The organism is Methanococcus voltae, from assembly GCF_024807655.1.
GTDB lineage: Archaea > AGJL01 > Methanococci > Methanococcales > Methanococcaceae > Methanococcus > Methanococcus voltae_D.
Window position 1 is genome coordinate 1 of the sequence record NZ_JANUCR010000005.1, and the last position, 14,436, is coordinate 14,436.

Below are 14,436 nucleotides of genomic sequence, written 5' to 3' on the forward strand. Positions count from 1 at the left end.
CTTACTTCTTCCAATAGTTCTGCTAACTTAGCTTTATCCATATCTAATGTTTTATTCAACTTAACTACGTTATCGGCCATTTCGTTGAATGATTCTGCTAAATCGTGAGTTTCATCGTGCGTATTAACTTCAACTCTATGACTATAATCTCCTTTACTGAATTTTTCAGCCCCGTCTTTCAATAAAGCCATTGGTTTTGAAATAGATTTACTAATAAAGAATGCTAAACCTATTGAAATTAATAAACCCAACAAACTTACAATTAAAGTCTGTATCATTAATTGATTCATTAAACCAGTTAGTGCAGATTTAGGGGTTCCTACGAATAACATACCAATATATTTACCATCTAAATCATATAGTGGCTCATATATGGTCACATAATCTTCATTATTAATATTTGCTTCACCGTCATATGCATTACCTGCTCTTGTTTCAGCATATACGTCTCCTGAAGATTTGGTACCGACAAATCGTGCACCATCTTTTAAGATACTTGTAGATATCCTTATATCATCCATAAATATTGTAACTTCATTACCAGTTATGGATTTTATTTTATCAACTAATTCTACGTTATTGTTTAATATTCTAACCATTAGTAAATAACCAATTACTTGACCATCGTCTGATATTTCACTGATTGAAGCCAAACCAATACCTTCTGAAACTCCTTCAATTTTATATTTTGGGAAACCATTCATAAAAGTTGAAGACAATTTCAAAATACCAGAATCTTTTCCAGAATTCTTTAATTTATTTACTATGCCAGATGCATCTAAATTATCATTAGTATTTGAGGCAATAAAATTACCATTTTTATCAGTTACTGCTACATAAGCTACATCCGAACCTTCAGTAAGCTGAATTAAACGAGTTTTTACCCCGTTTATATCTTTATCTTGTATAGAATTTACCATACCACTTGTTTTAGTAGGGTATTTACTTAAAGAATTTAAAGATGCTACTTCGTCGTTTAACATTGATTCAATAAGATTTGTATCACTAACCAATGTTTCATGCATTTGTGAATTCATATTATTTTGTAAAGTTGATAGTGATGAGCCACTTGAAATGACTACAGGTACTAAAGCCACTACAATAGCCAAAACTATCAATTTTGTACTAATTTTTTTGAATTTTACCATAAAAACACCATTACTACTATTTTAGGGATATTAAGTGCCGATATACTATAGTTGTACTTGTCATATAATGACTTAGTAAATATATGTTGTTTATATTATAATATATTATCGATATTGTAATATTGAGCCGGTTAATACATAAAAATGTAATGACGTATATATTAAAACATAATGGAATAAATGTATAAGTTGATAAAATAAAATTTAATTAAACAATAATAATGAAAATAATATATTCAATACATAATTAATAATAAAAGAGTATAAATAATAAAATATTATGATAAGATAATCAGAGAATTAATAAATTATATTTTAAAAATATATGTTATATTAATATTATAATTTTAAGACCATATTATTAAAATTAAAAAATATTCAAAAATAACAAGGGAGAAAAAATGAAAATATTAGGAATTAGCGGTTCACCAAAAAAAGAAGGAAATACATCATATCTCGTAAAAAAAGCTTTAGAGGAAGCTGAAAAATTAGGTTTTGAAACAGAATTTATTTCATTAGCAGGATTAGAGTTAAATCCGTGTATTGCATGTGAAATGTGTAAAAAAGGGGAAAACTGTATTATTATTGATGATATAGAGGATATTGTAGATGCAATGGAAAAAGCTGATGGTATAATCTTAGGTTCTCCAGTTTACTTTGGTGGAGTATCATCTCAGTTAAAAATGATAATGGACAGGTCAAGGTCATTACGTGCAAACCAAAAACTTAAAAATAAAGTAGGTGCAGCTATTTCCGTGGGTGCTTCAAGAAATGGTGGTCAAGAAACAACCATTAGACAAATTCATGACTATATGCACATTCAGTCAATGATTGTAGTTGCAGACGAATTCCCAACAGCTCATTACGGAGGTACTGGTTGGGGTTCAAAGCCGGGAGATTGTAAAAACGATGAATTTGGAACTATGACGGCTCAAAACGTTGGTAAAAAAGTAGCAGAAGTTTTAAAATTAATTAACAAATAATTATTTTAAATTATTTTAAATTATTTTATTTTTAAATCATAATCGTAGTATCATAATTTAATGCTTTATTATTATTATTATTCTTATTATTCTTAGTACTATTCCCATATTAAAAAGATTATCGCCTATTTTTTTGACAAATTACTTCATTTTTGCTATTATTACCCATATCTTTTAATTTTAAATAAGCGGGCAATATTAAAAGCACATAAACTGGGATTATTTCCAATCTACCAACCCACATTGAAATAATCCCAGTTAATTTGGCTAATGGGTGCATAGCACTATCTACGATATTTACTGAAAGTCCCATATTTGCCACCATTGAAACAGCTTCAAACATTGATTTATAAGGGTCATAACCTAAAAATATTAACATCATACTTGCTGCAATATAATGAACAACATATCCAAAACCGATAATAAACGCATCAGTAATTAAATTACCCGACATTACATTTTTACCAATTTTTTTATAAACTACTGAACCGGTAGGTAGTACAGACTCTTTTAATTTATAATAAAATGCTTTTCCCATTATTAAAAATCTCATTAGCTTAATACCGCCGGTTGTAGTACCCGTAGCTCCCCCAATAATCATTACAAAAATAATTACTGCCAAGGAGATATTACTTAATCCATTCATACTAACGGTTGAAAATCCCGTACTTGTCATAGCAGAAACCATTGTAAATAAAGCATCTATTGGAGATATTCCAGATGAAAGAACCAGTATTAATGCAGAAACGGACAATATTGGTAATGATGCTTTTGTTTGTATGTCGTGTACATCTTTACCAGTTAATAAATTATGATGTACTGAAAACGATACAACGCCGCCAATGTACATTATAGCTACCATAATAAGTTTTGCTACATCGCCATAGGGAAAACTACTATTACTTACACTCATACCGCCTGTAGATATACCACACATACAAATGTTTATTGCATCCCATAGGTTTAAGCCACTTATATAAAGCATACAGATACCTAAAACGGTGTATAAAATATAGATATGCCATATTTTTTTTACAGTGCCTAACGTACTTGGTAGTATTTTTTCTTCCCTTGCTTCAGCCCTATAGTATGCAGAAGCTCCTGCTTTAGATAATATAGATATGACCATTACAAGCACACCAACGCCACCAACCCACTGTTGTAAACTTCTCCATATTTGAACAGACCTTGGTAATGATTCCACGTCGTTGATTATGCTAAATCCAGTGGTAGTCCATGCCGACATACTTTCAAAAACGCCGTCGATATAACCAAAATAATCAATGCTTAACATTAAAGGAACCGCACCTATCATTGAAGCCATAAGCCAAGCTAATGCAGATATTACCATCGCATGTTTTAATTTTATAGATATGGATTTAGTAAATCGGTTTACCAAATAACCCAATAATATAAAAGCCAGTGCAGGAATTACGAATATAAACCAATTTTCAGAATAATATACTGCAAAAATTCCGGGTATTATCATTAAAGAGCCTATAAACATCATTAAAAGACCCAATTCGTGCATAATACCTGTTGCATCTGTTTTTTTAAATATTTTCATTATATCGCTCAATCCCAAACGTTTTTCCGTTATTCTACATATGACGCCAATATTTAGGTATTTATTTATTTTCCGTATCTGTCATCATTATATGTAGCATTATCTTAGTATCTCATTAAATAATTAAATAACATAAATTAAATTTAACAAAGATAATCATTCTGTGTTATTATTTATTTCAATATTGTATAAATATGTAATTAAAAAAAATGAAATAAAAATTATAATATAGGACATTAAAATAAAATAAAATAAATCTAAAAACTGATTAAATATAAAAATAATAATAATAATAAAAATATTTAAAAATGGAATAAAAGAATAAATTAAATTATCTCTTCCATTTCGCCACCTTCTTCCTTATCCAATGTATTAAATTTGTTTGTAACGATTTCCAAACATTCTTGGACCGTATCACTTATAGATACATTTTCAATTACAGGTACAAGATGGGAATTTGAATCTTTGACAATATATTTATTTATATCTTTTATAATTTCGAAATTCTCCAAATACCTTTCTAAAGGTCTATCACTAACTTTTGCTCTTGCAATAAACCTTTTTTTATGTACATTTTCAGAGCTTAATGTAAGCGTTAAAAATATCACGTTTGGAATATTGTGATACTTATCAGATATCATTCCTGGTAAAATGTGAGTACCCTCTATAATTACACTCGTACCTTCAGTTAAACATCGGTCAATAATTCCTTCAATACCCAATAATACAGGTTCTACGTGTCTTAAGAAACCTTGAATATATAGTTCATCATCTTCTTCATCATAATTTCTAAGGGCTCTCCAAGCAGTATATGAAGATTCATATAACATAGGCACTACATCTTTAGATATACTACGTCTCATGACTTCACGTATGGAATCAGTCCCGATAACACTGGAAATACCTAAACGGGAAGCCAATTCAAACGCGATTGTGGAAGTACCTACCCCACTTGAACCTCCAACGAGTATAATAACAGAGTGTTTTTTTAAGATTCTTCTCCAAATTAAATATTTATCAGCGATATCTTCATAATCATCAGATATCAAAGAATAATAAACTCTTTGTCTTAATTCATATTTGGAGATTCTTTTTAAGCTATCAGTGTTTAAATCCGCTTCAATACCTCTTGCAAATATGTATGCTTCACTGGGTTTCATTCCTGCAGTAGTTAAAGACCTTGCAAGAAGCCCTTTTGAAAAAGGCATTTCATAATCTTTCGCTGTAACTATTATTTTGTCGGTTATTGTATCAAATATCATAATATCACATAAGCATTAGTTTTTCATTTTAAATTTTAACATATTTTATAATTGATTTAAATATTCTATTATTTAAATATTAGTCAAAAAATTTTTTAAAATACGTCAATTTAAAAAAAGTACATTTAAAATTAAGTACACTTCGTTATTTGTTGTAAATTTTGGTGTAAAATGTAAATCAAACATTAATAATGTCTTAAAATTCAGATAATTCTCAAAAAATAAATATGATATAGTTAAAGTTAATATTTTTGAATTTAAAATATGAAAAGGGAAATAATTAATTAAATAATCAATTATAGATTTATAAATATTATTTGTTTCTAATATCTATAGTTTGACTTAATTCTGGCCCAGTAGATATTAAAGTAACTTTAACACCTAATTTTTGTTCCATTATTTTTATAAATTCTTTTGATTTATCAGACAAATCTTCATATTTTTTCATGCCATAACATTCTGTATCATATTTATCTAAACAGGTTAATGCTATTTGTGTTGCACCGTTTAAATCACAGACTTTTTTAGCAAGTTCGTAATCAAAATGGCCAACTCTTCTTCTTCTACCCGTAACAGTACCGTATTCAATTACACCCAACGTTTCCGCTTCTTCCTCAGTCATTTCAGATGGGAAAGGACCTTCACCCACTCTTGTAGGGTAAGATTTGAAGACTACAATAACTTCGTCAATCTTTGTTGGACCTACGCCCACATCTGCTGCAAAAGAGGACGCATTAGTATCTTTAGAGGTAACATATGGATAACTACCGTGGAAAAGAGAAAGTAAAGCTCCTTGTGTACCCTCAATTAAAACATTTTCGTTGTTTTCAATTGCAGTATTAACTTCCTTGGATACATCCCCGAGATATTTTTGTAAACTTTCAACGTCTTTAGCTTGTTTTAAGGTTCTCATTGCTCTGTCTACGTTTGCAGGACCGCAACCTGTACCGGTTGAACCAATTTCTTTAGAAAGGTGAACGTTTGATTTATCCATTTCTCTGTGTTTTAATTCAATTACGCCACTGTTTGAATCCAATATGATTCTTTGAGCCACATTGAAATCTTTTAACATTTCTAATTCTTTTTCTAAAACTTCAGGGTCGGTTAAAACACCAGCACCGATTGCTAATTTAGCATTAACATTAGGAAAACCAGTTGGAACCATTCTAATTCCGTATTTTTTATCTCCAACTTCTACAGTATGACCTGCGTTAGGACCTACACCGCCTCTTGCAATGATTGAAGGATTATCTTTTTCGCAAAGGTAACTTACGATTTTTCCCTTACCTTCGTCGCCCCATTGACCGCCTACAATAATGGTACATGTCATTTGCAAAACCTCATTAAAAATATGATTAACTCATATTCCAATCTATTATAACGTTATTCATAATTCATACATAAGGGCATAAATTTAAATGAATAGATTAATAATTAAAGTTTAGGGTAAAATACGCGCATAAGGGCATATTAAACCAATAAAATACATAATAATAAGATATTTTTAATTATATCCTGCATTGCATTAAATACAGTTTTTTATAATTAATATATTTATAAATTATCGCCATAGCGCCAACTATTTTAATTTAAACTATGATTAACATAATTAATTAGAAATAGGTAATAACTAATTTAGCGTTTTGCCAAATTAGTTAAAAAAACTGTCAAATTCTCCTGCATCGATAGCTTTTTGTGCTTCTCTTGGAGTTTTTCCTTCAACATTTACACCTAATGAAACACATGTTCCGATAACTTCTTTTGAAGCATTTTTGATGTTGAATGATAACATTGCTTCATATTTCATATTTGCAACTTTAACAACTTGTTCCATTGTTAAATTACCTGCAACTTGGTGTTTTGGTTCTTGTGAAGCTTTTTCGATACCTAATTCTTTCATAATTAAAGCTGATGCTGGAGGAATACCCACTTCAACTTTGAATGACCTTTTTTCAGTATCTACAATTACACTTACAGGAACACTCATACCTTCATATGAAGCTGTTTTTTGGTTGATTTCGTTAACAACTTGCATAATGTTAACACCTAAAGGACCGATAGCTGGACCTAATGGAGGACCTGCTGTAGCTTTTCCACCAGTAACTAATATTTCTACTACTTGTTCTGCCATAATATTCACCTCAATCGTGTTTGCAATATTTTTGATATTTATTATTTTATTATATTATTCTTGTTAAATTGTATAATATCAATAGTTGTCTTAACAACAAATTTATACAAAATAAATAATATGTACTAATATAAAAATACATCTAAAGTTTGACTATTCAATAAACTCCTTAATGTTATTTATGTGTATTGTATTTAAAATTTACTATGAATTTATGATACACTATAAAAATAGAAAATAGAATATAAAATTATAATATAAAATTAGTAAAAAAATTAAAAATTAAATAAATAAAAATGAAATAAAAATAAATATGAAAATAAATACGATAAATAATTAATTATGGCAACCAAGTTTTTTGGTCTTCTATTTTAGCAGGTAAATACTCTTCTACAACATATTTTAAACCATATTTAGCTAAAGACTGCTGTTCTGCCCTTACTTTACTATTTGCCATCATCGTTAAAGCTTGTTGCCAGTCTGAGAACGATTTAACAAAGTCGTCATTTTTCAAACCGTCTTTTAATCTCTTAATATCATGGTCTTTTAACGGGTGAGTAGGTAATTCATAATCTACGATATCTTGAGGCGTGACACCGATTAATCTTGCTTCAGGAACTGCCAATTTATCAGCCAAGTGTACTGCTTTACCACTACCAACTTTTAAAGTTCTGTAAATGTTTAAATACCCGTAAGGGTCGCCATCCGTAAATACCAAAATGGGCAACTTTTTTTCCTCTGCTAATCTTTTCACAAATCTTCTTGTAGCCCTTGAAGGTACACCCTTCAATGAAACTAATATACAGTTGTGTTTTTTCCAAAATCCTTCAGCACTTAATCTCGCAAACATACCCGCAGTCTCAATTGCTAAAACAAACTCTGCAGTTGTTTCCAATGTTAAATTTGTAACTTCATTAGGTATGTTATATGCACCACTGCCCAATTTAGTACAATCGATTATAATTTCTTGACCATCTTGAGTTTTATCAATAACTTTTAACGGACCTACAACAGAAGCACCATCTTCTTCAGGCATAAAACCTAAATCTTCCCTTAAAAAATCAGAAGCTGCCTCCAAGTCCTCAATAACGCCGTTAGATGGTTGTTGGTCATCAAATCTGGCCTCACCCCAGTTTTTAGATACATAATATGCTTCCCTCAATGTTGAGAAATCATTTGTATCCAATAAACTCTTTGAAAATTCCATCATTTTTATTGTTTGGGCAAATATTTTTGCTTGATTTACATTAAAAGTTCTTTCTTTCTCCTTACCCATTAATGTAAAAGTACCCTTTTCATCGTCAAATCTTGCGTTAGACAAACTTCTTACCGGGAATTTAATAATTGGCCTTTTTTTCCTTATAATATCATCATACATCTGATTTGCCATATTAAGTAATTTTTGAGAAGCTAATTTTCTTTCTTTTGATGTTATCATCTAATTCACCCAAAGGAATAGGATATTTAATGTATCATTTGTTGTATCAACAATTCCTATTTAGTTTATATTTTTATATAATAGATATAGAATTTAAATTATTTTATGATTATCCGATTAATAATACGTATAATAGCACATATACTGCAATATATTCTATTTGGCCATATGCGATATTAAAATTAACGTATTAAAATATATCTAAAATTTTATTATAATATCATAATAGAATTAAGTGTTATATAAATTTAGTTAAATAGATTAATGATTTAAAATTAAAACCAAAAGAAATTTAAATAACTAATATATAAAAATTATAGTTAATATAAAATGTACTTAAAAGTACAATAGTACATTTCTTTTGCAAGCTAATAGATTTTACCAAACAATAAATTTCGCATTAATGAGCATTAATTAATTATACAAAAATCATAAATTTAAATATAATTATATGCTATATGATATTGAATATTTTTAAAATTATATCATCATATAATATATATTTACAAAAATAAAAGGACTTGTTTAACAGATTCTTAAAATGTAGTAAAGTTATAGGAATTAGTATAAATAATATAAATATGAAATACATATAATTATAGGCAAATAATACATACTCATTTACTCAAAGCAGTGAATAAATTAAATTTATATTCTAATAAAATATTGAACTAATTATGGAAAAGGGCATATATGAGGAGGTAATACCTTGAAATTTTTACAAAATATTGCTGAAAACGATTTTTTAGACGAACCTAAAGAAACTCTATCGGATGTAGATAAAGAATTATTAGAGTTAATAGAAGGTTCAAAAGCAAGAATAACAGTTGTAGGTTGTGGTGGGGCCGGTAATAATGCAATAAATAGGTTAGCTGATGAACAGGTTGAAGGTGCAAAAGTAGTTGCCGTTAATACCGATGCTCAGCAATTAGTTAAAACCAAAGCTGAAAATAAGGTTTTAATTGGTAAAAACTTAACCCGCGGATTAGGGGCTGGAGGAAACCCTGAAAAAGGAGAAGAATCAGCTCGTGAAAATGCAGAAGACATTAAATCTGCGATACAAGACTCAGATTTAGTATTCATCACCTGCGGATTAGGTGGCGGTACAGGAACAGGTTCTGCACCAATAGTTGCGGAAATATCAAAGAAAATGGGTGCTTTAACTGTTGCTGTTGTAACATTGCCATTCTCAATGGAAGGAAAAGTAAGAATGACCAATGCTTTAAATGGACTTGAAAAATTGCAAGAAGTTGCAGATACCATTGTTATTATTCCAAACGATAAATTATTAGAAATCGTTAGAAACGTGCCATTAAGAACTGCTTTTAAAGTAGCTGACGAAGTTTTAATGAATTCAGTTAGGGGAATGGTTGAACTCGTAAACAATGCTGGAGATATCCACGTGGACTTTGCAGATGTTAAAGCTGTAATGGACGATGGTGGAATAGCAATGATGGGAATCGGCGAAAGCGATTCAGAAAAAAGAGCAAAAGAAGCTATCAATATGGCTTTAAACAGTCCGTTATTATGCGTAGATATAGAAGGAGCTACAGGTGCTTTAATACACGTTACTGGACCAGAAGATATGAGTTTAGATGAAGCTCAAGATATTGTTTCAACTGTTTCAGAAAGACTTTCTGAAAATGCTACAATTATTTGGGGTACCACAATTGACGACAAATTAGAAAACTCATTGAGAGTTTTATTAATCATTACAGGTACAAAATCAACCGTAAACCATAATTTAAGTCTTAAAAGAAATAAAGTAATTATTGACATTCCAAAAATTTAAGAATATTTAATTAAATTTTTATATTTAAATGAATATAGATTTTATAAATATGGTCGTAAATAAAAATGTGATAAATAAAAATGTGATATTATGTCTGAAAAATTCGATGAAATAAAAACTGAAACAAAAAATTTCATAAATCAGTGTCAAAGAGTATTGAAAGTTTCAAGAAAACCTACACGTGAAGAATATATCAATATTTCAAAAGTTACGGGATTAGGAATTTGTTTATTGGGCGCAGTAGGATTTGCTGTCCACGTGCCAATTACATACTTAAAAGCACTTATAAAACCCTAAATTCAAACTTCTTATTTTTTAATTATATATTAATAGATAATTAAATTTAAATACCATTAATACCATCATAAATACTGTAATACTTTGATTTTTATAAAAAATATATTATCGAGTAATTCTTTTTTAAAACTATTATTACTTATTAAAATTAATTAAAATCGTTATAAATAATAATTTATAATTATTTTGGTGGAATTATGATATTCGCAGTAAGAACGACCACAGGACAAGAGCAAAACGTTGCAGAAGCTTTAGCTTCAAGAGCTGAAAGAGAAAACTTAGAAGTATTCTCCATTTTAGCGACAGAAGACTTAAAAGGATATATATTAGTAGAAGCCACAAATAAAGGGGCTATTGAAGAATTGGTAAGACAAAACTTTAAAGTTAAAGGAATAGTTCCAGGAGAATCGAGTGTAAAAGAATTAGAGCACTTGCTAACACCTACAAAAATCATTGAATCAATTGACAAAGGGGATGTTGTTGAATTGGTTGGTGGACCATTTAAAGGAGAAAAAGCAAGAGTCACAAGAGTGGACAAAAACAAAGAAGAAATTACCTTGGAATTAATGGAAGCCGCTGTTGCAATCCCTATTACTGTTGGAATCGAACAGGTTAAAATTATTGCAAAAGATGCCCCTTAATCAAATTTAATCAAATTATTTATTTTTTTAATTATTTATTTTTTTAATGTTAATTTAGTATTTTAAGTTATATTTACAGATAACTACAATCGTTAAAGTTAGCTTGAATTTAAAACCATTAAATATTAATAAAAAGGATTATATAGGATAAATAGCATTTTAAATGAAAAATAACTATATTATAATATGTATAAATTATTAAAACAATATATTAAAATCAAAAAATAATTATGCGGGTGAATTATGAAAGCAGTTATTTTTGTAATTGATGGTTTAGGAGACAGACCAAATTCAGAAGGCAACACTCCATTAAAAGAAGCTAAAACTCCTACAATGGATAGATTAGCGAAGGAAGGTATCAATGGGTTAATGAATTCCGTAGATATTGGTATTAGACCAGGTAGTGATACAGCGCACTTGGCATTATTGGGTTATGACCCAAAAATAAACTACACTGGAAGAGGCCCTTTTGAAGCTTCAGGTGTTGGTTTAGATGTAAAACCTGGAGATGTAGCATTTAGATGTAATTTTTCAACAGTTGATGAGAATTTCATAGTTCAAGATAGAAGAGCTGGAAGAATCGAAGATACGTCAGAATTGGAAAAATTAATCGATGGTATAGAAATTGACGGCGTAAAAATCATATTTAAAGAGTCTGGTGGGTATAGAGCTGCTTTAATGCTAAGAGGGGAAGGATTAAGCGACAAAATAAGTGATGCAGACCCTAAAAAAATAGGTTTAAAAGTAAAAGAAATAAAACCATTAGATGAAACGCCTGAAGCAAAAAAAACTGCTGAAATAATGAATAAATTAATCAAAATAGTTTATGACAAATTGGATAAACATCCTGTTAATGTTGAAAGAAAAGAAAAAGGATTGTTTGCTGCAAATATCATTTTACCACGTGGTGTTGGTGAAGTTCCCCATATAGTACCGTTTGAAGAAAAATATGGCCTTAGAGGGGCTTGTATTGCAGGTACTGGATTAATAAAAGGAATTGCTAAGATGGTTAATTTAGATGTTATTGAAGTGGAAGGAGCTACAGGAGACGCTTTCTCAAACTTTGACAATAAAGCAAAAGCTTTAATTAAAGCAATCAACGATTACGACTTTGTTCTTGTAAACGTCAAAGGAGCTGATGAAGCAGGTCATGATGGTCATTATGACGTTAAAAAAGAAGTAATTGAAAAAATAGATGTAATGTTAGAGCAAGTATTCAAAGAAATAGACCGAAATGAAGTTTATTTTGTAATTACTGGCGACCATTCGACACCTATTGAAGAAAAAGACCACTCTGCTGACCCATTACCTCTTATATTGTGGGGTAAAAGCGTTAGGGTAGACGAAGTTGATAAATTTGACGAATACACTGCTCATAAGGGTGGATTATGCTGGATTAAAGGATTACATATTATGCCAATCTTAATGGATTTAATGGGATTAGCTAAAAAATATGGTGCATAAAGCTTAATTACCATATTTAAAATATATAAAAAATAACAATACTTTTCATATTCTTTTTTTGATATTTAAAAAATAAAATTTAAATTTATTAAGGTATTTGATTAGTAAATTATTAAATTATTAGATTACTATATCATAAGTTTTCAAAATCTATTTTTGGATTTATACATCTATTTTCCAAGGTATTTGATAATAAAACTACCCTACTATCCTGAGAATCGTCTATAACTTCGAATGCAGATTTATCTTCGATTTCTTTAGATATTTTAATTAATTCATCGTGTTTAATCATATCATCTAAATTAAGTCTCTTTCTTGAATATCCAACATTCATATAAGATTTAACTTCTATGAAATTTACATTCGCTCTATCGTACAATTCAGCAAATTTCGATAAATCATCGTTTATATTTTTAATAACCGTAGTTCTGAGGCAAGTTCTTTTCTTTTCGTGCAATAAATCTAAAGTATCTAATATACTATTCCAATTCTGCTCAGTTCCTCGGCATATTTTTTTATAGCTTTCCAAATCAGTTGCATCTAATGATACATAAAGTTGAGTAGGGTTTATTTTTTCAATTACATCGGTTAATACCCCATTAGAAACCACAAATGTAGACATTTTCTTTTTATGGAATATTTCTATCAATTCGTCAAGATATGGGTACATTGTAGGTTCCCCTGCCAAAGACAATGCTACGTGTTTTGGTTCAGTTGCTTCCGCATACTTTTCAGCACCAATTCTATCGATAATACCTTTATATCCTGTAATAATAGTTTTGTGCATCTTTAAAATATCTTCTGCCACTTCTTCCGGCTCTTTCCATTTTGGTTCTTTAAAGTTTGGCTCATCGATACCTAAATCAGATGGTAAAACTCTCCAACAAAATTCACATTGCTGTTGACACCATATAACTGAAGGAGTACTTTGAACACACCTATGTGTGTTTATTCCGTAAAATTTAGACTTATAACAGTCTTTATTTTCTAAAAAGCTTTTTCTTACCCAACCACATAATTTAACTGCACTATGGTCTTCAATTTGATAATGCTGTTTTCTAAGAATATTATATAATTGTTCAGGAATTTGAGGAATTCTTTTTTCCAAATTTTGAGTTTTTTGTGATTTCTTAGGTTTATCTTGCTTAATTGTGTTTGAATTAGTAATCATTTTTGTATTTTCCAAAATATCACCATATTATAAGTGTAATTATAAGTGTAATAAAACCAGATTTGTATGTATAAATTATAAATTATAAATTAAATTCAATTTTTAAAGTATAATCTTACTTAAATTTAATAATTTATATAACTATAGTAAAGAATAGATTTATATATTAATATATCCTAATATATGTATTAATAAAATATATCAAAGTGTAGCTTAATTTAATAAAAAAAATAAAGTGTAATAAAGTATAACAAAATCTAATAAATTATAGCTCTTAAAAGCTTTTATTTTAACAGATAATGAATATATGCCCATAAAAAAGTTAAAAAAATATTTAACATGATTAATTATGACAAATACATGATTTCAATTTCAATAAGTAAAATATAAATATACCAATATACATTTAGTAATTAATAAACTTATTTCAAATTAAGAATATTATTTTAAAAATAAGATAAAAATTAATCAATTACAAGTTATAATTAATTGTAATTTTTAGTATTATATCTTATATTATAGATATGACAGTTGTTAGTAAA

The 14,436-nt window shown here is 28.9% G+C and carries 12 protein-coding genes; 5 read left to right on the top strand and 7 right to left on the bottom strand.

Annotated features, from left to right (window positions below; genetic code table 11):
* Positions 1–1,148 (bottom strand): cache domain-containing protein (locus tag J3E06_RS06490; RefSeq protein WP_259164763.1); only part of this gene is annotated, 1,148 nt, incomplete at its 3' end.
* 401 nt (positions 1,149–1,549) lie between these two features.
* On the opposite strand from J3E06_RS06490, the gene J3E06_RS06495 reads away from it, so the two are divergent.
* On the top strand, positions 1,550–2,131 hold the full coding sequence (locus J3E06_RS06495; RefSeq protein WP_013180875.1) for a flavodoxin family protein: 582 nt from the start codon (positions 1,550–1,552) through the stop codon (positions 2,129–2,131).
* Between the two features lie 118 nt (positions 2,132–2,249).
* On the opposite strand, the gene J3E06_RS06500 is transcribed toward J3E06_RS06495, so the two are convergent.
* The 5 genes from J3E06_RS06500 to J3E06_RS06520 form a co-directional block, all read right to left on the bottom strand.
* Positions 2,250–3,698, bottom strand: coding sequence for a TrkH family potassium uptake protein (locus J3E06_RS06500; protein WP_013180874.1), 1,449 nt, complete (start codon positions 3,696–3,698; stop codon positions 2,250–2,252).
* Positions 3,699–4,024: 326 nt separating this feature from the next.
* Positions 4,025–4,960, bottom strand: coding sequence for a 2-phosphoglycerate kinase (locus tag J3E06_RS06505; RefSeq protein ID WP_013180873.1), 936 nt, complete (start codon positions 4,958–4,960; stop codon positions 4,025–4,027).
* 313 nt (positions 4,961–5,273) lie between these two features.
* Positions 5,274–6,290 (bottom strand): adenylosuccinate synthetase, encoded by a 1,017-nt coding sequence (locus tag J3E06_RS06510; protein ID WP_013180872.1) that lies wholly within the window; start codon positions 6,288–6,290, stop codon positions 5,274–5,276.
* 321 nt (positions 6,291–6,611) lie between these two features.
* A complete protein-coding gene (locus J3E06_RS06515; protein ID WP_013180871.1) occupies positions 6,612–7,091 on the bottom strand; it encodes a 50S ribosomal protein L11 in 480 nt (159 codons plus the stop codon).
* A 340-nt stretch (positions 7,092–7,431) separates the two neighbouring features.
* Positions 7,432–8,529 carry a DNA topoisomerase IV subunit A gene (locus J3E06_RS06520; protein ID WP_013180870.1) on the bottom strand — a complete coding sequence of 366 codons (1,098 nt, stop codon included), beginning with the start codon at positions 8,527–8,529 and terminating at the stop codon, positions 7,432–7,434.
* A gap of 709 nt (positions 8,530–9,238) precedes the next feature.
* Between J3E06_RS06520 and ftsZ the strand changes: the two genes are divergently transcribed.
* From ftsZ to J3E06_RS06540, 4 genes are all read left to right on the top strand, one after another.
* A complete protein-coding gene (ftsZ, locus tag J3E06_RS06525; protein WP_013180869.1) occupies positions 9,239–10,321 on the top strand; it encodes a cell division protein FtsZ in 1,083 nt (360 codons plus the stop codon).
* Between the two features lie 90 nt (positions 10,322–10,411).
* Positions 10,412–10,618 carry a protein translocase SEC61 complex subunit gamma gene (locus tag J3E06_RS06530; RefSeq protein ID WP_013180868.1) on the top strand — a complete coding sequence of 69 codons (207 nt, stop codon included), beginning with the start codon at positions 10,412–10,414 and terminating at the stop codon, positions 10,616–10,618.
* A gap of 197 nt (positions 10,619–10,815) precedes the next feature.
* The gene (locus J3E06_RS06535) at positions 10,816–11,259 is read left to right on the top strand and encodes a transcription elongation factor Spt5 (protein ID WP_013180867.1); all 444 of its coding nucleotides are present in this window, start codon (positions 10,816–10,818) and stop codon (positions 11,257–11,259) included.
* 243 nt (positions 11,260–11,502) lie between these two features.
* A complete protein-coding gene (locus J3E06_RS06540) occupies positions 11,503–12,723 on the top strand; it encodes a 2,3-bisphosphoglycerate-independent phosphoglycerate mutase (RefSeq protein ID WP_013180866.1) in 1,221 nt (406 codons plus the stop codon).
* Positions 12,724–12,856: 133 nt separating this feature from the next.
* Here the strand turns inward: J3E06_RS06540 and twy1 are convergent, their stop codons facing one another.
* A complete protein-coding gene (gene twy1, locus J3E06_RS06545) occupies positions 12,857–13,894 on the bottom strand; it encodes a 4-demethylwyosine synthase TYW1 (protein WP_013180865.1) in 1,038 nt (345 codons plus the stop codon).
* Positions 13,895–14,436: the final 542 nt, after the last annotated feature.